Consider the following 18,412-nt stretch of genomic DNA (forward strand, 5'->3'; position numbering starts at 1 on the left):
TCAGTCGGTGATGGTCGGCGGCTCGGTCAGGAACGGGCGCAGCTCCAGCCACTCGTGGATCGGTCGCCCGCCCGCCCCCGGGGCCGCCGACAACTCCCCGGCCAGCTCGACGGCACGCTCGTAGCTGTCCACGTCGATCACCATCCAGCCGGCGATGAGATCCTTGGTCTCGGCGAAGGGCCCGTCGGTCACCGGCGGACGCCCCGGCCCGTCGTACCGGACGAACGTCCCTTCGGGGGCGAGCGCCTGCCCGTCGACGAACTCCCCGCTGCCCTCCAGCCGGGCCGCGAAGTCGTTCATGTACTGCACGTGGGCCGTGATCTCCTCGGGCGTCCACTGGTCCATCGCGACGTCGTTGACCGCGGCGGGGGCGCCTCGGTAGTGCTTGAGCAGCAGGTACTTCGCCATCGGGTGTCTCCTCGGTGCCGGTGCGACCCCTATTCTGGCCGCGTTCACCCCAGGGACGACGCCGGCACCCCGTTCTCGACATCCCGGCCGGGGTATTTTTCCGCCCGGGTGCCGACGTCCGGGAGAGGACCGGCGCGGCGGCGACCACACCGCCCCGCTCACCGCTCCACGAGCTGCCGTACCCGCAGTCGTCGGATCCCCGAGACCCGCTCGACCGGGGCGGGCGGCCGGGTGGCGGGTAGGCGCACCGTGAAGACCGCCCCCCGGTGCGGATGGCCCTCGGCCTCGATCGTGCCCCGGTGGCTCGTCACCACCTCCTGGAGCAGGGCCAACCCCAGCCCGAACCGGTGCTCCCCGGAGCCCCCGCCACGGTGGAACCGGTCGAAGATGCGCCGCGCGTCCGCCTGGTCGAACCCGTCCCCGGTGTCCGCGACCACCAACTCCGCGTAGTCGCCGCCGGCCCGCAGTGACACGTCGATCCGCCCCCCGGCAGGTGTGTGGGTGAGCGCGTTCGCGAGCAGTTCGCCGACCACCCGGCGCAGCGCCGACTCGACACCCGGCACGGGCAGGGGGACGCCGGGCAGGTCCCCCGCGAGGGTGACCTGGCGGTCGGTGGCCCGTTCCGCCTCGGCGGCGACCGCCGCCCCCACCAGGGCGGTGAAATCGACCGGCGGATACGGACGGCGGTCGGCGGGCGCGGCGGCGAGCTGGGCCGAGAGCAGCAGGTCGTCCACGATCTCGCCGAGCCGGCGGGTGCCGCCGATCAGCCGGTCGAGATCCTCCAGGTTCGTGGCGCCGCCACCCGTACGGGCCCGGCGGGCCATCAACTGGGCGCGGATGTGCACCTGGGCGATCGGCGTCCGCAGCTCGTGGCTGGCATCGGCGATGAACCGACGTTGCCGGGTCAGCGCCTCCGCCAGGGGGGCGACGGCCCGTCGGCCGACGAGCGCGCCGGTCAGCACGGCGACGAGCAGCCCGACCGTCGCGGCGAGGCTGAACGCCAGCAGCAGATGCCGACGGTCGGACAGCTGGAAACGCGCGTCGAACACCGCCTGGACGACCAGCCCGTCGCTGCGGGACTCGGTGCGGACGTGATACGTCGTGCCGTTACGGGTGACGGTGGTGACCTCGGTGATGCCGGTGGCGGCCACCGAGGTCAGCGCACCGGTCAGCGGAAAGCCCGGTGGCGGCGGGTTGAGGCCGGTGTCGGTGATGAGGCCGTTGTACCGGAAGATCCAGCTGCACGCGGGTGGGCCCGGGATGGTGGCGTGGTTGGTGCCCCAGGCCAACTCACGGTGGATCTGGGCCTCCTGGCTGCGGACCAGGACGGCGTACGAGATGCCGCCGGCCAGCAACAGCAGGGTGCCGATGGCCAGCCCGACCAGCAGGCCGATCCGCAGCCGGGCCCGCCGGACCATCGCCTGCTCCACCAACTCCATCAGAGCGCCCCGAGGCGGTAGCCCAGCCCGTGCACGGTGCGGACCACCGCCCGGCCGAGCTTGCGGCGCAGGTAGTAGACGTAGGTGTCCACCATCGACGCCGCCGCAGCCTCGTCGAAGACCCGGCGGCGCAGCTCCGCCCGGGAGTGCACGAGGTTGGGCTGGGCCGCCAGCACCCGCAGCAGCTCGAACTCCCGGGCGGACAGCGCCACCCGGGTGCCGTCGGCCAGCACGGCGTCGCGGGGCGTCAGGTCCAGCAGCCCGGCCCCGATGCGCAGGACCGTGGTGGACTCGGGCGTGCGCCGGCACAGGGCCCGGATCCGCGCGCTCAGCTCGTCCAGGTCGAAGGGTTTCATCAGGTAGTCGTCGGCGCCCGCGTCCAACCCGGCGATCCGGTCGCCGACCGTGCCGAGCGCGGTGAGCATCAGCGCGCGGGCCGGAACCTTGCGCGAACGCAGCCGGATCACCAGGTCGAGCCCGTCGAGCGCCGGCAGCATCCGGTCGATCACCATCACGTCGTAGGTGCGGGTCAGTCCGAGATGGAGACCGCGCTGACCGTCCGAGGCGTGGTCGACGACGAACCCGTCGCCGACCAGTGTCTCGGTGAGCAGGCCGGCCATTTCCTCGTCGTCCTCTACCAACAGCAACCGGTTCGGTCCTCCCCCGCACATGCGTCCACAATCGCACAGAGTGAGGCTAAATAGTGATAGCTATCTTTTTATCATTTCACCACCGCGAGGGCCGGGGGTCGGACAGTGGTCTGCCTGCGGGCCTCCCGGCGCTCGATCCAGCTCAGCAGCGGGGTCGTCATCATCGTGGTGACCAGCGCCACCACCACCAGCACGGTGAACAACGACGCGTTCACGATGCCCGCCTCCAACCCGACGTTGAGCGCGATGAGCTGCATCAGACCCCGGGCGTTCATCAGCGCGCCCACCCGCAGCGCGACACCCTGCGACTCGCCCCGGAACCGGGCCGCCGCCCAGCAGGCGCCGAACTTGCCGACGACCGCCGCCGTCACACAGGCCGCCGCGAAGAGCAGCACCGGCGCACTGCCGAGCAACCCGAACTCCGTCCGCAGCCCCGAGTAGGTGAAGAACAGCGGCAGGAAGACCGTCGCGGCGACCGGGGTGAGGGTGTCCACCACCCGGTCGGTGTTCTCGGTGTGCGGCATCACCACCCCGACCGCGAACGCGCCGAAGACCGCGTACAGCCCGATCTCGTCGGTGTACCAGGCGACCAGGAAGAGCAGGGCCACCGTGCCGAGCACCCGGGCGCCGTCGTTGAGGCGGGGACTGGTCATCAGGGCATTGGTCACCCGCCGCCCGCAGAGCCAGAGCACCAACCCGAACAGGACCGCGCCCCCGGCGGTGACGATCGCCGGCCCGGCCCGGCCGGAGGCGAACGCCAGCACCACGGCCAACATGATCCAGGCGACCATGTCGTCGAGCGCACCGCTGGCCAGGGACAGGGTGCCGTGCCGGGTCCCGGCCTGCCCGCGTTCGGTGATGATCCGGGCCAGCATCGGAAAGGCGGTGATGGCCAGCGCCACCCCGACGAACGCGGCCGAGACCCCGATCGACGTCCCGTCGGCCCGCATCGGCACCGTGTCCGCGGTCACCAGGACCAGCCCCACGCCCAGCGCGAGCGGCGCGGTCACCCCGGCCAACGACACCAGCCCGGCGGTGCCGGCGATACCGGTGACCCGGTGGGCGCTGAACGCGTACCCGGCCTGGAACATGAACAGCACCAGGCCGACCTGGCCCACCACGTAGAGGACCGGCAACAGCGCGGTCGGGAACAGGGCGTCCTTCACCTCCGGCAGGACGAACCCCAGCAGCGACGGGCCGAGCAGCACCCCGGCGAGCATCTCGCTGACCACGGCGGGCTGACCCACCCGGCCGAGCAGCCAGGCCACCGCCTTGCAGAAGATCAGGATCACCGCGACCGCGATGAAGAACCGTGGAGCCAACTGGGTGGGGGTCACCGGACCGCCTCCTCGAAGTAGTGGGTGCACAACCGTTGTCGCCGGGCGTCGACGACCATCCAGGCGCCGAACACGAGTTGCCGTACGCTGCGCCCCACGTCGGCCCAGCGGTCCCGCCACCGCATCGCGGCCAGCCGCAGCCACCCCGGGCCGGGGACACCGGCCGGGGTCAGGTACGCCGGTCCCCGGCTGGGCAACGACCGGCTGTGTGCGGCCGAGGACGCCAGGGCGTACCGGCGCAGCACCTCGCGGGTCGCGGCGCGCATCATCACCGGCGCGACCCCGCGCGCCGGGCAGGCCCGGTTGGCGGTGACGCCGTAGGGGATGAAGCGGGCCTCCCGGCGCGTCAGCGTGCGCCACCGGTCCGGGTCGAACCGGTCGTCGCCGGCCGGTCCGCTGCGCTGGAACGCCAGGTAGTTGAAGAGCAGCACCGACCCGGCGGGCAGGGTCACCCCGGCGGGCAGCGCGATCGGCGCGGACGTGATCCGGTGGGCGACACCGAAGAGCGGATGCAGCCGCAGCGTCTCGTCGATCACCCGGTCCAACGCGTCGTCGTCGTCGAGACCACGTTGCAGGTCCGGATGGTTGGCCAGGGTCAGCAGCACGTGCGCCATCGCCTCGGACATCTGCACCACGGCGGTGGTGCCGAACGCGCCGTGCAGATACCAGGCCGTCTCCTCGGCGGTAAACGGCGCCGGCAACGTCACCGGGCAGGTGCCCGCCTCGACCCGCCCGCGCAGGTACCTGGTCAGCGGGTCACGTCGACGCATGTGCCGCAGGCCGGTGCATTTCAGGGCGGCGGCCACGTCACCGGCGTTGGCGACGAACAGCGCCCGGACCTCCTTCGGGCACACCTCGTCGAAGATCAGTTCGTGGTAGACCTCCGCCCACACCGGCATCATCAGGTCGCGCAACCGGACATGGTTGATCCGCCCGGCCGGCAACTCGTCGAGCACCCGCCGGGTGGCGGCGGTGGCCAACGCGTCGGCCCGCTGCGGGCGCAGGGCGAGCACCCGCCGGGTCACCCCGGCCACCGCCCGGTAGCGCTCCCCCGGCTCCAGGTGTTCCTGGTGCATGTGCGGGCCGGGCGACAGCCAGTACCAGAACAGGTCGGACAGGCCGGCGCCCCGGCTGCGCCCGTCCGCCGCCGGGTCCGCATAGACCCGCTCGAAGTGCTCCACGCCGACCAGCGGGCCCGGCACCGGGATGCCCTCCCCGCCGTTGACCCTCGCGAACACCCACTGCCGCAGCCGCACCACCGCCGGGGGCAGCCACCGCGGCAGGCTCCAGCACACCCCGAGCGCGACCAGCGCACCCGCCATGACCGGCCCGCTCATCCCGGTGCCCCCGAGACGACGAGATCGGCGCTCAGGTCACCCGGTCGGGCGACGCCGACCAGCGCCAACGCCCGGTCGAGGTCGGTGCGCAGCAGGTCGAGCACGTGCCGCACACCGGCCGCCCCGGCCACCGCCAGCCCCCACAGCACCGGGCGGCCGACCAGCACCGCCGTCGCGCCGAGCGCCAACGCGACCAGCACGTCCGTGCCACGCCGCAGGCCGCCGTCGACCAGCACCGGCAGCCGCCCGTCGACGGCCGCCACGACGGCCGGCAGCGCGTCCAGGGTGGCCGTCACCCCGTCGAGCTGCCGACCGCCGTGGTTGGAGACCAACACCCCGTCCACCCCGTGCTCGACGGCCAGCCGGGCGTCCTCGGGGTGCAGCACCCCCTTGAGCAGGATGGGCACGGTGGTGAGCCGCCGCAGCACGGAGACCAGCTCCCAGCTCACCCGGGCGTTCATCTCGATGTCCCGGACCCGGCCGCTCGCGTCACGCATGTTCTCGCAGACCATGCCGGGCGGCAGGTCGACGAAACCGTGCCGCAGGTCGCGCTCGCGCCGACCGAACACGGGCGAGTCGACCGTGACGACCAGGGCCCGGCAGCCGGCGGCCACCGCCCGCCGTACCACGGTGGTGGTGAACCCCAGATCCGTGTGGGGATAGAGCTGGAACCACAGCGGCCCGCCGGCCGCCGCGATCTCCTCGACCGACCGGGTGGCCGCCATGCTGACCACCATGACCGTGCCGGCGTCGGCGGCGGCCCGCGCGGTGGCCACCTCCCCGTCGGGGTGGGCCAGCCGGTGGAACGCGGTCGGCGCGATCAGCACCGGCATCGACAGTGGACTGCCGAACAGCGAGACCCGCAGGTCACGCTCACCGACGCCGCGCAACACCCGGGGCCGCAGCCAGCGCCGGCCGAAGGCCGCCTCGTTGGCCCGCAGGGTACGTTCGTCGCCGGCCCCGCCCGCGAAGAAGTCCCAGTGCACCGGGTTCAGGCGACGCCGGGCGGCTTCGGCCACGTCGGCCAGGTTCAGCCCCACCTCGTCGGACGCCAGCACGTCAGTCCCGGACACTGCGCAGGCAGCGGTCGACGAAGGCGGCCAGCGGCGTGACGTGCACCTCCGGCCGGTCCCACCGGTTCTCCAGGTTCTCCGCCAGGTGGTGGGTCGCGACGACCTGCCCCGCCCGGTGGTGGCGCACCACCGGGTGCAGGTAGGCGGCGTCGTGGGCCTGACCGACGACGTTCTGCGCCACCCGGCTGACCGTGATGTCGAACGGGTCCACCTGGTCGTGCTCCGGGCCGTACTCCAGGGTGACCACGAAGGCGTCGGAGTAGTCGTGGTCGGCGGTGCGCAGGCCGGTCTGGGCGAAGTACTCGACCGGCACCTCCTCGTGGTAGCGCGCGTCGGCGTCGGCGACCGTGACCACGTCGCCGAGGACACCGAACTGCTGCCACAGGGCGGAGGTGCGGTTGACCCGGGTGATGATCGCGTCGGTGATCGACGCGCCGGTGGCGTCCAGCTTCTCCGCCGGCCACGGCGTGTCCCCGTAGCGGCGTTCGAGGATCTTGTGCAGGGCCCGGACGGCATAGCGGAAGCCGTGGATGAAACCGTTGGTCGAGCGCTTGAAGTCCCGCTCCTGGCTGATGGTGCCGGCGAAGTACAGGCCGGGGATGTTGACCGACTCCCACGCCGCCGTCTGCGCCGGGAAGCGGTCCCGGATCGCCAGCTCCGGTCGGCAGGAGTCGTCGAAGATCGACGCGTCGAACGCGAACCCGGTGCAGGCGAGCACCCGGTCGTAGCGCAGCTCCTTGGTGACCTCGTCGGCCCGGGAGAACGCGAACGTCACCGTGTAGCCGTCGTCGTCGCGGGTGATCTGCCGGACGGTGCCGTCCAGGATCGCGTTCGCCGACTTCAACTGGTAGGTGTCCAGGAAGTTGTTGTTCACCGCGCGCAGGTGCCCGACGTAGTGGGTGCGCCAGGCCATCCGCACCGAACTCGGACCGGCCAGGTGGATCAGGGTGGTGGTCTCCATCAGGCTGTCCGCGGTCTCGAACGCGGAGTTGCCCTTGCCGATGATCAACACCTTCTGGTCGAGGTAGTCGCGCGGGTCGACCGGCATGTCCGCGTACTGCTCGGCCAGCTCCAGCCCCGGGACGTCCGGCAGGTAGGGCCGGGACACCCCGGTGGCGACGACCACCCGCCGGGCCCGGAAGGTCTCCCCGGCCTGCACCTCGAAGACCCCGTCCACCCGGGACACCGAGGTCACCCGGCTGCCGTAGCGCACCTTCGCCCCGGTCTTCGCGGCGAAGTCCGCCAGATAGCGGACCATCACGTCGGCGTCCGGGAAGTACCGCTCGGTGTACGTGGTGAACCGCAACGTCGGATCGTCGCTCAGCAGCGAGTTCCAGTCCAGCCGCAGGTTCTCCTCGGGGTCGTCGGAGCCGGTGTGCGGTTTGTTGATGGAGATCAGTTGCCGGTGCCGGGGATAGCGGGCGAAGAACGCGCCGGGAATGTCCGCACCCTCCAGCACCAGGTAGTCGCGCCGCCCGTCGGCCTCCAGCAGGGCCGCCAGCTGCAGACCGGCAGGCCCGGCCCCGATGATCAGATAGTCAAGCGTCACGACGGCCATCCAGGGTGAGAGGGGTCAGCGGGAGTTCGAGCGTGTCCATGACGTCGGCGGCCCGCCGGACGTCGCCGTCCAACGGCCGGTCCGGATCGACCGGGGGGATCGCCGCGACCAGCGCCGCCAGCGCCTCGCCGCAGCCCGGCGCGGTCGGCGTCCGGGCGCCCACGTACGCGGCCTGCCGCAGCCCCAGCGCGAGCGACCCGACGATCAGCCGGAGCAGCCCGGCCTGGTCGAAGACCCGCAGGGCGGCCTGGGTGCCGAGCGGGATGACATCCTGGTTGTGCAGGTTGGTCGGCAGGCTCTGCATGCTCGCCGGCATGGCGTCCCGGCGGATCTCGGCGATCAGCGCGGTCGAGGCCAACTGCACCCCCTGGAGCCCGTGCTGCTGCCCCGGGCCGGCGGCCAGCATCGGCGGCAGGCCGCCGTTGCGGTGCGGGTCGACGAGCAGGTCGAGTTGACGTTCGGCGAGGTTGCCGACCTGCGCCACGACCATCGACAGCAGGTCGGCGGCGAACGCGGCCGGCTGTCCGAAGAAGTTGCCGCCGTGCACCACGAGATCGTCGTCGGGGAAGAACAGCGGGTTGTCGCTGACGCTGCCCAGGTCGGCGGTGACCACGGAATCGACGTGGCGCAGCGCGTCCTCGGCCGCGCCGAGCAACTGCGGCGCACACCGGATGCTGTACGGCTCCTGCAACGGGCGCTTGCCGGACGGGACCAACCCGTCGCTGACCCGCCGCATCCGCGCGCCCACGTCGATCGCGCCCGGGTGTCCGTACGCCCGCAGCAGCCGGGCGTCGAGGAACTGCGGATCAGCACCGAGCAGGTCGGCGAGCAGGCAGGTGAGCACCTGCACCGACCGGTGCGCGGCGCGCACGGCGGACAACGCCAACGCCGTCGCCGCGGTGGTCAAAGAGGTGCCGTTGACCAGGGCGAGCGCGTCCCGACCGTCCAGCGGCAACGGCTCCAGACCCGCCCTATGCAGCGCCTCGGCCGCCGATAGGCGGACCCCGTCCAGGTAGGCGTGGCCGCGACCGCGTAGCGCCTGGGCCACCGCGCCCAACGGGATCAGGTCACCACTCGCGCCGACCGATCCCCACCTCGGCACCGCCGGCACGAAGGTGGTCCCGAGCATCGCCGCCAACGCGTCGACGACGTGCGGCGACACCCCCGACGCGCCCTGGGCCAGCGACCAGGCCCGGACCAGCGCCGTCGCCCGCACGATCTCGGGGGCGAGATCCGGGCCGTGGCCCGCACCGAGGTGGGCGAGGGTGTTGTCGGCCTGGTCGCGCAGGTCGGCCCGGCCCGCGTACCCGACGAGAGCGCCGAAGCCGGTGGTGCTGCCGTACACCGCGCGGTCCTCGCCGAGCACCTCGGACAGGAAGATGCGGGTGTGCGTGACCCGATCGCGGACCTGCGGCCCGACCACGACCCGGACCGGGTCACGGGCGGCGCTCAGATCGGCGATCCGCAGCGGGGCCGCGAGATCTACCTCTGTCGTCATGCGACGGGACCCTAGAGACGAAATCTCAGAACGCTTTGAAATCGGGCCGATACGGTGCGCCGCATGACGCTCGACTACCTGATCATCGGAGCCGGGCCGGCCGGGCTCCAACTCGCCGCCCTGCTGGAGCGCGACGGCCGCGACCATCTGGTGCTGGAGGCTGGACCGGAGCCGGGGACGTTCTTCACCCGCTATCCCCGGCACCGGCAACTGATCTCGATCAACAAGGTCTGGACCGGTTCCGACGATCCGGAGTTCAATCTGCGCTCCGACTGGAACTCGCTGCTCACCGACGACCCGGCGCTGCTGTTCGGCAACTTCAGCCGACGCTACTTCCCGGACGCGGCCGACCTGGTGCGCTACCTCGCCGCGTTCGCCGAGGGGCTGCGGGTCCGGTACGACACCCGGGTCACCCGGATCGCCCGCGACGGCGACCTGTTCACCGTCGAGACCGACGGCGACACCCTGACCGCCCGCCGGGTCGTCGTCGCCACCGGCGTCTCCCAGCTGTACGTCCCCCCGATCGACGGCGTCGACCTCGCCGAACGCTACGACACCGTCAGCGTCGACCCGGAGGACTTCACCAACCAGCGGGTCCTCATCATCGGCAAGGGCAACTCGGCCTTCGAGACCGCCGACGCCCTGGTCGAGACCGCCGCGGTCATCCACGTCGCCGGCCCGCACTCGATCCGGCTGGCCTGGCAGACCCACTACGTCGGGCACCTGCGCGCGGTGAACAACAACTTCCTCGACACCTACCAGCTCAAGTCGCAGAACGCGGTGCTCGACGGCACCGTCGAGCGGATCGCCCGACGCGACGACGGCGGCTACCGGATCGACTTCCGGTACGCCCGGACCAGTGAGTCGATCCGGCAACTCGACTACGACCGGGTCATCCTCTGCACCGGTTTCCGGTTCGACGCGAGCATCTTCGACCCGTCGGCCCGGCCCCGGCTGGTCATCAACGACCGCTTTCCCGAGCAGACCTCCGGCTACGAGTCGGTGAACGTGCCCGGCCTGTACTTCGCCGGCACCCTCACCCAGCAGCGCGACTTCAAGCGCTCGACGAACGGCTTCATCCACGGCTTCCGGTACGGCGTCCGCGCCCTGCACCGGATGCTCGACGCCCGGCACCACGGCACGCCGTGGCCGTCCACCACGCTGGACGCCACCCCCGAGGCGATCACCGACGCGGTCATCGCCCGGATCAACCGGACCTCGGCGCTGTGGCAGCAGTTCGGCGTCCTCGGCGACGTCGTGGTCATCGCCGACGGCACCGCGCGCTACCACGAGGAGGTGCCGGTCGCCTACCTGCACGACGGTGGCCTGGGCCCCGAGCCGTTCGCCCTGGTGACCACCCTGGAGTACGGCCCGGACCACGACCAGGTCGATCCGTTCGACATCACCATCCCCCGGATCGCCGAGAACGACGCCGAACGCGCCCACGACGCCAGTTACCTGCACCCCGTCGTCCGGGTGCACCGGGGCGGCCGGGTGGTCGCCACCCACCACCTCGCGGAGAACCTGGAGAACAACTGGGACCTCCCCGGCGTGCACCAGCAACCCCTGGCGCTGTTCCTCAAGGGCGTCCTGTCCGATGCCGGCTGAGCACGACAACGACGACCGTCGCGCGGCGGAGCACGACCACGCCGACCGCCGCGCGACGGAGCCCGGCCACCACGGCGGGCACGACCGGGCCGGTCGCGGGTCGGCGGACCGCGGCCGGCCCGGGGCCGGCGGGCTCGCCGCCGGTGGTGAGCGGTGGCCGCAGCCCGTGCTGCGGTTGCTCACCACCGGCGGCGACCGGCCGGTCTTCGAGGACGGTGACCGGGTCGTCGGCGCGGCCGAACTGGCGGAGCTGGTGCGGCGGGTCGCCGCCGGGCTGCGGGCCGCCGGCATCGGGCCGGGCAGCGGGGTGGCGTTGCGGATCGGGGTCACCCCGGAGGCGCTCGCCGGCGTCCTCGCGGCGTTCACCGTCGGTGCCCGGGTCTCCGGTATCCGGCCCGAGCTGACCCCGGCGCAACTCGACCGGCTGCTCGCCAGCGACGACGCGCTGCTCGTCGACGACACCCGGCTGGCCGCGCTGGCGCGGACCGCCGACGACGGCGTCCCGCTGGTCGCCGCCGGCCGGCCCGGTGACATCGCCCGGATCACCTGGACCAGCGGCAGCACCGGCAACCCCAAGGGCTGCGCCCAGACGTACGCGGCGATGGGCGCGGCCTGGGCACCGTACCCCGACCGGTGGCCGGCGGCGATCGCCGACCTCGCGCCCCGGCTGGGCCGCTACCTGGTCTTCGGCTCGCTGAGCAGCCAGGTGATGCTGGAGTACGGCATCCTCACCCTCGCCGCGGGCGGCACCCTGGTCGCCGCCCGCCCGCCGGGCTTCCCCGGCATGATCGCCCGACACCGGGCCACCGCGAGTGTGATCACCGTCGGCAAGCTGCACCAGCTCGTCCGCGACCAGCGCACCGACCCGGTCGACCTGAGCAGCCTGCGGGCGCTGCTGGTGTCCGGTTCCCCGCTCACCGCGTCCCGGCTCGCCGAGGCGCTCGACGTGCTCGGGCCGGTGGTCTTCCACGGCTACGGGCAGACCGAGACCGGCATGATCTCGATGGTCACCCCGGCCGAACTGCTGGCCGACCCGGGCCGGCTCGCCTCGGTCGGGCGCGCGCCCGAGGTGGTCGACCTGTCCATCCGGGACACCGCCGGCCGGCCGGCCACCGAGGGTGAACTCTTCGTCCGGACCCCGGCGCAGGCCACCGCCTACTGGGCGGACCCGGCCGAGACCGCCGAGGTGTTCGCCGACGGGTGGGTCCGCACCCGCGACCTGGCCCGGCGGGACGCCGACGGCTACCTGCACCTGTCCGGCCGGGTCCGGGACGTCATCATCGTCAACGCCAACCTGGTGTACGCCGGCCCGATCGAACGGGTGCTCGCCACCGACCCCTCGGTCGCCGAGGCGTACGTCGTCAGCCGCCCCGACGACGCCACCGGCGAGGCGGTGCACGCGTACGTGGTGCCGGCCGCCAGGCAGTCGCCGGATGCCGGACGGCTCCGCGCCCGGGTCGCAGCGGCCCTGGGTGCGGCCGCCGCCCCGAAGACCGTCGAGGTGATCGCCCGGGTCCCGGTCGGACCGAGCGGCAAGCCGGACAAGCCCGCCCTGGGCATGGCCACCGGCGGCTGAGCCGCCCAGGCCCGCCGGCTACCGTTTCTGCGCGACGAGCAGGTACTCGTGGGCCCGGTTGTTGACCAGCGGGTCCCCCTCGCTGACCGGACGCGGGTACAGGTGGATGCGTTCGTCGCCGAGGGTGAGGTGACCGCCGAGCACCCGGCCGACATCCCACGCCAACGGCACGAACCGGTCGGCGACCCGCCGGTTCTGCACCGCGACGACCGCGTAGGCGCCCCGCTTCAGCACCCGGGCCAGCGCGTGGAAGGCGTGGTCCAGGGCGGTCAGGTAGGCGGAGTAGTCCCGGACCGCATAGAGCTGACCGTCGACCGGGGAGTCGGCGTCGAGCGCGGTGCCGAAGTAGGGCAGGTCGGTGACAAGGAAGTCGACGCTGCGGTCGGGCACCGGGGGCCGTCGGGCGTCACCACAGATCATGACCTGGTCGGGGTACGCCTCCAGGCGGCGCGACGCCTGCTTGGCCCGGTCCGGCGAGATCTCCAACCCGATGCCCCGCCGGCCGGTGACCGAGGCCGCCACCAGGCTGGTCCCCCACCCGGCGAACGGGTCGAACACCAGGTCCCCCGGGCGGGTGAACTCGGTGATCAGGGGCGCGATCTGACTCACCCAGCCACACTGCCCGGCGGCTGCCGGTGGCGCGTGCCGCGGATCGTCGCCGGTGAGCACCACCCAGCTGGCAACTCCCATCAGTTCTTCTCCCTGACTCGTACGAGGTGGATGGCGGCGGGGCCGCCGTCGGGGTCGGTGGCGGCCGGGCCGCCGTCGGGGTCGGTGCTGGCGGGGCCGGCGTCGGGGTCGGTGCTGGCGGGGCCGGCGTCGGGACCGGTGACTGTGAAGGCCGGCGGGGTCGTTCCCGACGTGTCCGGTGCCGGCTGCGGTCGCAGCGCCTCCGGCGGCAGGTGGGGTTCGAGGCGCAGCACGCCGACGGCGGCGACCACCACACCCACCGCCAGCACCAGCCACATTCCGGTCGGCGACAGGGACAGCAGCGCGGTCAGCACCGCCGGGGCCAACGCGCCCGGCACCGCCCAGGACAGCTGGTAGACGGCCAGGTGCCGGCCCCGCGTCTGCGCGGGGGCGGCGTTGACCACCAGCGCGGACGCGGTCGCCCCGTGCAGGAGTTCCCCGACGGTGAACAGCCCGGTCGCGGCGAAGACGCCGGCCAGCAGGACCGCCCCGCCGGACGTCGCCCCCAGCACCGCGAACGACACGAACGACAGCCCGAAGATGCCGGCCCCGGCCGCCACGGCCCGGGACCGGCGGAACCGGGTCAACGCCCGGGTGACGGGGATCTGCGCCACCGCGATGCCGATGGTGTTCACGGCATAGAGGGCCCCCACGAGCGCGGGCGGCTGACCCAGGTGCAGGGTCACATAGACGGGCAGGCTCACCGACAACACCATGTAGCCGAACGCGGTGGGCACGTTGAGCAGCGTCAGGGCGAGGAACGGCCGGTTGCGCGCCACCAGCCGGTAGCCCCGCTGCGCCGCCGTGGCCGGGGCGGTGGCATCGCGCCGGTGGGCCTGGACCGGGATCGCGCGGATCAGCCCGGCCGCGACGGTGAAGGCGACCGCCCCGGTCAGCACGATCACGGTGAACGCCAGGTCGGCCCGGACGGTGAGGGCGGCCCCGGCGAGCAGGCCACCCGCGCCGAGCCCGGCGTTACGCAGGCTCCGTTGGGCGGCGATCAGTTTGTCCCGGGCGCTGCCGCTGGCGATCTCGGCGACCAGCGAGTGCACCGACGGGGAGAAGGACACGTCACCGAACGCCACCACCAGCACGGCCAGGAACAGCGGCCCCGCCGAGTCGACCAGGGGGTAGCAGGCGAAGGCGGCGGCCCGGACCAGGTAGCCGCCCACCACCACGGCCCGCGCGCCGAACCGGTCGACGAGCACTCCGGTGAGGGGGTTCGCGATCAGGCCGAGCACCGCCGCCGCGCTCACGATCGCGCCGACCCGCCCCACGGACAGGCCGGTGCTGTGCTGGAAGTAGATGAGCGACAGCGGCAGGTACATGCCGCTGCCGGTGGCGTCGATCACCATCGCGGCCATGTACCGGGCCTGGACTCCCCGGGTCGTCACGACGCCTCCGCGATCTGGATCTGCCCGGCGACCCGGTCGCCGAGCCGACGCAGCCGCGCCTCACACTCGCCCCGGGTCGGGGCGGCGGCGACGGCGGCGGTGAGGAAGTCGGCCGACCCGGCGGCCGGTGGGATCACCTGCCCGGGTCGGGCCCAGCACCAGAACCGGCGGACCCAGGGCTCGGTCGGCGGGGTGGGCACCGCGCGGACGAGCCCGGGGCGCTTCATCATCAGCAGCTGACCGGACATGCTGCGGGGGTGCGGGCGGACGTCGCCGGGGAGCCGGTCGACGGCCGGGACGGGCAACCCGAGCTGGGTACGCAGCTCCGCCTCCGCCAGGTTGACGTCGAACATCACCTCGAACACCTCACGGATCTTCGCCCCGCCGCTGCGACAGGCGATCTCGCAGAGCACCAACCGGTCGTCGGGGGTGTGGAACACCTCGGCGTGGAAGGCGTGGTCGGTGAGCTGGCCGGGGCGGCGGGTGAGGGCGGCCAGCACCCGGTCGACGAGGTCGAGCAGCCGCCCGGTGAGCGGGTCGTCCGGGTCGAGGGTCACATCGATGCGCGGGCCGGGATCGCTGCCGAAGGAGGCGAGGTCGTACTGATACTGCGAGGGCCAGGCCAGCGCCGTCCGACCGGCCCGGACGAACCCGTCGACGTGGCACATCCGGCCGGGCACGAACTGCTCGACGATGAGGTCGTCGCGGCTGCCGCCACCGTACAGCTCGTCCAGGTGGGACCGGAGGGCGTCGGGTGACCGGGCGATGCGCAGGCCGATGGAGTTGTAGCCGGCCCGGTGCTTGAGCACGACCGGGTAACCGTGGTCGGCCGCGAAGGCCCACACCTGCGCCGCCGTGGCCGCCGGGGCGTGCGGGGCCACCTCGATGCCGGCGGCCACCGCCCGCTGCTTCATCAGCAGTTTGTCGCGGAACGGCCGGATGTCGGCGGGTCGGGGACCGGGCAGCCCCCAGCGCACCCGCAGCTCGGCGGCGAGTTCCAGGTCCGCCTCGTGCAGGGCGACGACGTGCCGGGGCCGGTAGCTCGCGGCGAGCGCGGTGGCCCGGTCCGCCACGTCCCGGTCGTAGTGGTCGAGCACCTCCAGGTGGGCCAGGCCCAGGGTGTCACGCGGCACCTGCTCACCGAAGGACTCGATCTTGTCGCGGGCGGCGAGCACCACCACCGGCTGGTCGTGGTCGGCGAGCCAGTCCCGGTAGGGGAACGGCTCCAACGGATTGCGGTGCAGGATGAGCACGCTCATGTCAGCCCACCACCCCGGACACCTCGGCGATCTCGGCGGCCCGGGCGAGCCGCACCTCACCCCGGTCGTCGGCGATCCGGATCCGGATGAACTCGTCGATGACCTGGGCGCCCCGGACGGCGGCGGCGGTGGCGGTGGGCCCGGTGACGGCGACCAGTCCGAGCCGGTCCCAGTTGTCCCGCAGGGGGCGCACCTCGTCGCCGGGGCGGGCGCTGATCCGCACCGCCAGGACGTCCGGCTGGCGCAGCGCCTCCTCGACCCCGTCGACGGACAGCACCCGACCGGGCGTCCCGACGACGGCCCGTACGCAGCCGCCGCCCCGGGGCGCGGGGCTGTCCGGCAGCGGGTCGACCAGGCCGAACGGCCAGCCGACGGCAAGCCGGTCCAGGTCGATGCCGTACACCGCGCGCACCAGTTCGGGGATCGCGTCCCCGCCGTAACGGTGGTGACTCTCGATGATGCGGGCCCGGGTGCCGCTGAGGCGGACCTCGGTGTGGCAGGGGCCGTCGGTGAACTCCAGGTGGTCCAGGAGGGTGCCGACGCACTCGCCGACCCGGTCCCAGGCGTCCTCGGTCAGTCGGGCCGGCACGGCGTGGCCGAGTTCGGCGAAGTGGCCCGGGTCGGTCATCTTCTCGGTGATGGTGACGACCACGTGCCGACCGGCGAAGCTGAACGTCTCGACGCTGAACTCCCGGCCGTGGACGTACTCCTCCATCAGGAAGTCGTCGAGCACCAGCAGGGTCGACACCCGGTCGGTGCGGGTCCCCCGCAACCGGCACACCTGCTCCCACACGTGTTCGTGCCCCGACGGGTCGTCGACCCGGAACACCCCGATGCTGGCGGTGGCGGCGGTCGGCTTCACCACGAACGGGTATCCGTGCCGGGCGCCGAAGGCCCGCAGGTCGTCGAAGTCGTGCAGCGGCGTCGCCGCGACCGCGTCGGCGTCCCGGCGTACCAGGTGGCGGCGCATGGCCAGCTTGTCGCGGAACCGGCGGGACACCGGGTACGTGGTGCCGCCGAGGCCGAGCAGGTCACGGGAGCGGGCCGCGATGTCCAGGCCCGGCTCGGTCAGCGACACCACCTGGTCGATGCGCCACTGCTGGTGCAGCCGGGTCACCACCGGTGCCGTCAGTGTCCAGTCGGTGTAGTCCAACACCTCCACGACGTCGGCCAACTCCCGCTGACGATTTGTGATCTTGGTGGGGTGCTGGAGCAGGAGCACCCGCAGACCGAGTTCCTTCGCCGCGACGAGAGTGTCGTCGACGCCACCGACGAGAAGCAGTGTCCTCACGGGGTTTCCTCTCCAATCCTCCGGCGTCTCACGGACGCTCCGACCACATGCTGAGGTAGCGCTCCCCGGTGTCCGGCAGGATGACCACGATCCGCTTGTCGACGCTGTCGCGCCGACGGGCCACCCGCAGCGCGACGTGGGTCGCCGCCCCGGAGGACACCCCGGCGAGGACCCCGACGCGCCGGGCCAGCCAGCGGCTCGTCTCGGCCGCCTCGTCGTCGCTGACGGTGACGACCTCGTCGATGAGGTCGAGGTCGGTGGTGGGGGCGATGAACCCGCCGTTGAAACCGGGGATGGCGTGGGTGCCGGGCACACCCCCGGACAGCAGCGGCGAGCCCAGCGGCTCGACCGCGATCGCCCGCAGCGCCGGGTTGCGCTCCTTGAGGTATCCGGCGGTCCCGCTCAGCGTGCCGCCGGTGCCGACCCCGCAGACCAGGACGTCGACCCGGCCGCCGGTGTCGGCCCAGATCTCCGGGCCGGTCGTCTCCCGGTGGGCCCGGGGGTTGTCGTCGTTGTCGTGCTGCCGGACGAACCACGCGCCCGGGGTCATCGCGCAGATCTCCTCGGCCTTGTCCACGGCGCCCTGGTAGCGCGCCTCACGCGGGGTCAGCACCACGTCGGCGCCGAACCGCCGCAGCAGGCCGATCCGCTCCGGGGTGGCGTTGTCCGGCAACACGATGATGCAGCGGTGACCGCGCGCCGCGCACAGGGCGGCCAGCGCGATGCCGGTGTTGCCCGAGGTCGCCTCCACGACGACACCGCCGGGCCGCAGCCGTCCGTCGGCCTCCGCCGTGCGGAGCATGTAGAGCGCCGCGCGGTCCTTCACGCTGGCGGCCGGATTCGCGCATTCCAGCTTCGCCACCACGTCGACGCCGGGCGCCCGGTGCGCGACGGGCAGCCGCAGCAGCGGCGTGTTGCCGACGAGGTCGTCGATGCCGTCGGCGATGCCGGGTAACGGCTGCGGTGCGAGGGTACGGGTCGGCTGCGCCATGGCGGTGTCCACCTCCTGAGGGACCGGGTCCGGTTGTCCGTCGCCGCGACGACGTCAGTAGTTCGGCAGCTTGCGCAGCAGGTGTCCCCGCTCGACGATCTCCGGCTGGTAGACCTGCGCCTGCCAGCGCTGTTCCTCCACCGGTTCCAGGGCGATGGACACCACGTTCGGGCTGCACCCGAACGCCGCGGTGACCGCCTCGGTCAACTCGTCGACCAGTTGCTGCTCGGTGTCCCGGTGCAGGGCGACCGGAAAGAACTTGATGTTGATGTGCGGCATCGGGTCCTCCTGGGGGGTACGACT

At 72.9% G+C, this 18,412-nt stretch carries 16 protein-coding genes; 2 read left to right on the forward strand and 14 right to left on the reverse strand.

What is annotated here, in order from left to right; translation table 11 throughout:
* From GA0070216_RS11675 to GA0070216_RS11710, 8 genes are all read right to left on the reverse strand, one after another.
* Positions 1-408: a YciI family protein gene (locus GA0070216_RS11675; RefSeq protein WP_091243739.1), complete on the reverse strand. Its 408-nt coding sequence runs from the start codon at positions 406-408 to the stop codon at positions 1-3.
* Positions 409-566: 158 nt separating this feature from the next.
* Entirely contained in the window at positions 567-1,847 is a 1,281-nt protein-coding gene (locus GA0070216_RS11680; RefSeq protein WP_091243742.1) for a sensor histidine kinase, read from the reverse strand.
* Positions 1,847-2,494, reverse strand: a complete 648-nt coding sequence (locus GA0070216_RS11685) for a response regulator transcription factor (protein ID WP_218108171.1) — start codon at positions 2,492-2,494, stop codon at positions 1,847-1,849. The genes GA0070216_RS11680 and GA0070216_RS11685 overlap by 1 nt, the downstream gene beginning before the upstream one ends.
* 74 nt (positions 2,495-2,568) lie before the next feature.
* On the reverse strand, positions 2,569-3,834 hold the full coding sequence (locus GA0070216_RS11690; RefSeq protein ID WP_091243748.1) for a cation:proton antiporter: 1,266 nt from the start codon (positions 3,832-3,834) through the stop codon (positions 2,569-2,571).
* Positions 3,831-5,171: a cytochrome P450 gene (locus GA0070216_RS11695; protein ID WP_176738924.1), complete on the reverse strand. Its 1,341-nt coding sequence runs from the start codon at positions 5,169-5,171 to the stop codon at positions 3,831-3,833. The genes GA0070216_RS11690 and GA0070216_RS11695 overlap by 4 nt, the downstream gene beginning before the upstream one ends.
* Positions 5,168-6,229 carry an alpha-hydroxy acid oxidase gene (locus tag GA0070216_RS11700; protein WP_245722440.1) on the reverse strand — a complete coding sequence of 354 codons (1,062 nt, stop codon included), beginning with the start codon at positions 6,227-6,229 and terminating at the stop codon, positions 5,168-5,170. The genes GA0070216_RS11695 and GA0070216_RS11700 overlap by 4 nt, the downstream gene beginning before the upstream one ends.
* 1 nt (position 6,230) lies before the next feature.
* A complete protein-coding gene (locus GA0070216_RS11705) occupies positions 6,231-7,793 on the reverse strand; it encodes an FAD-dependent oxidoreductase (protein ID WP_091244006.1) in 1,563 nt (520 codons plus the stop codon).
* Positions 7,783-9,300, reverse strand: a complete 1,518-nt coding sequence (locus GA0070216_RS11710) for an aromatic amino acid ammonia-lyase (RefSeq protein WP_091243751.1) — start codon at positions 9,298-9,300, stop codon at positions 7,783-7,785. The genes GA0070216_RS11705 and GA0070216_RS11710 overlap by 11 nt, the downstream gene beginning before the upstream one ends.
* A gap of 63 nt (positions 9,301-9,363) precedes the next feature.
* On the opposite strand from GA0070216_RS11710, the gene GA0070216_RS11715 reads away from it, so the two are divergent.
* Both GA0070216_RS11715 and GA0070216_RS11720 read left to right on the forward strand, forming a co-directional pair.
* Positions 9,364-10,908, forward strand: a complete 1,545-nt coding sequence (locus GA0070216_RS11715; protein WP_091243754.1) for an NAD(P)-binding domain-containing protein — start codon at positions 9,364-9,366, stop codon at positions 10,906-10,908.
* Positions 10,898-12,484, forward strand: coding sequence for a class I adenylate-forming enzyme family protein (locus GA0070216_RS11720; RefSeq protein WP_091243758.1), 1,587 nt, complete (start codon positions 10,898-10,900; stop codon positions 12,482-12,484). The genes GA0070216_RS11715 and GA0070216_RS11720 overlap by 11 nt, the downstream gene beginning before the upstream one ends.
* Before the next feature lie 18 nt (positions 12,485-12,502).
* Here GA0070216_RS11720 and GA0070216_RS11725 read toward each other — a convergent pair whose 3' ends face one another.
* The 6 genes from GA0070216_RS11725 to GA0070216_RS11750 are packed head-to-tail and all read right to left on the reverse strand — an operon-like array spanning position 12,503 to position 18,388.
* Positions 12,503-13,174 carry a TRM11 family SAM-dependent methyltransferase gene (locus tag GA0070216_RS11725; protein ID WP_091243761.1) on the reverse strand — a complete coding sequence of 224 codons (672 nt, stop codon included), beginning with the start codon at positions 13,172-13,174 and terminating at the stop codon, positions 12,503-12,505.
* On the reverse strand, positions 13,174-14,568 hold the full coding sequence (locus GA0070216_RS11730; protein ID WP_218108173.1) for an MFS transporter: 1,395 nt from the start codon (positions 14,566-14,568) through the stop codon (positions 13,174-13,176). Before GA0070216_RS11730 ends, GA0070216_RS11725 begins: the two co-directional genes overlap by 1 nt.
* Positions 14,565-15,827, reverse strand: a complete 1,263-nt coding sequence (locus GA0070216_RS11735) for an ATP-binding protein (RefSeq protein WP_091243764.1) — start codon at positions 15,825-15,827, stop codon at positions 14,565-14,567. Before GA0070216_RS11735 ends, GA0070216_RS11730 begins: the two co-directional genes overlap by 4 nt.
* A gap of 1 nt (position 15,828) precedes the next feature.
* Positions 15,829-17,118, reverse strand: a complete 1,290-nt coding sequence (locus tag GA0070216_RS11740; RefSeq protein ID WP_091243767.1) for an ATP-grasp domain-containing protein — start codon at positions 17,116-17,118, stop codon at positions 15,829-15,831.
* Positions 17,119-17,146: 28 nt separating this feature from the next.
* Positions 17,147-18,109, reverse strand: a complete 963-nt coding sequence (gene cysK, locus GA0070216_RS11745; RefSeq protein WP_091244009.1) for a cysteine synthase A — start codon at positions 18,107-18,109, stop codon at positions 17,147-17,149.
* 54 nt (positions 18,110-18,163) lie between these two features.
* Complete coding sequence (locus tag GA0070216_RS11750) at positions 18,164-18,388, reverse strand: tautomerase family protein (protein WP_091243770.1); 225 nt, start codon at positions 18,386-18,388, stop codon at positions 18,164-18,166.
* Positions 18,389-18,412: the final 24 nt, after the last annotated feature.

Origin of the sequence: Micromonospora matsumotoense (assembly GCF_900091525.1) — a bacterium.
Taxonomy (GTDB): Bacteria; Actinomycetota; Actinomycetes; order Mycobacteriales; family Micromonosporaceae; genus Micromonospora; species Micromonospora matsumotoensis.

Coding starts and splice junctions, on each gene's coding strand:
- GA0070216_RS11735 (WP_091243764.1), bottom strand. CDS start 15,827: ATGAGCGTGCTCATCCTGCACCGCAATCCGTTGGAGCCGTTCCCCTAC.
- GA0070216_RS11680 (WP_091243742.1), bottom strand. CDS start 1,847: ATGGAGTTGGTGGAGCAGGCGATGGTCCGGCGGGCCCGGCTGCGGATC.
- GA0070216_RS11710 (WP_091243751.1), bottom strand. CDS start 9,300: ATGACGACAGAGGTAGATCTCGCGGCCCCGCTGCGGATCGCCGATCTG.
- GA0070216_RS11750 (WP_091243770.1), bottom strand. CDS start 18,388: ATGCCGCACATCAACATCAAGTTCTTTCCGGTCGCCCTGCACCGGGAC.
- GA0070216_RS11715 (WP_091243754.1), top strand. CDS start 9,364: ATGACGCTCGACTACCTGATCATCGGAGCCGGGCCGGCCGGGCTCCAA.
- GA0070216_RS11725 (WP_091243761.1), bottom strand. CDS start 13,174: ATGGGAGTTGCCAGCTGGGTGGTGCTCACCGGCGACGATCCGCGGCAC.
- GA0070216_RS11675 (WP_091243739.1), bottom strand. CDS start 408: ATGGCGAAGTACCTGCTGCTCAAGCACTACCGAGGCGCCCCCGCCGCG.
- cysK (WP_091244009.1), bottom strand. CDS start 18,109: ATGGCGCAGCCGACCCGTACCCTCGCACCGCAGCCGTTACCCGGCATC.
- GA0070216_RS11695 (WP_176738924.1), bottom strand. CDS start 5,171: ATGAGCGGGCCGGTCATGGCGGGTGCGCTGGTCGCGCTCGGGGTGTGC.
- GA0070216_RS11720 (WP_091243758.1), top strand. CDS start 10,898: ATGCCGGCTGAGCACGACAACGACGACCGTCGCGCGGCGGAGCACGAC.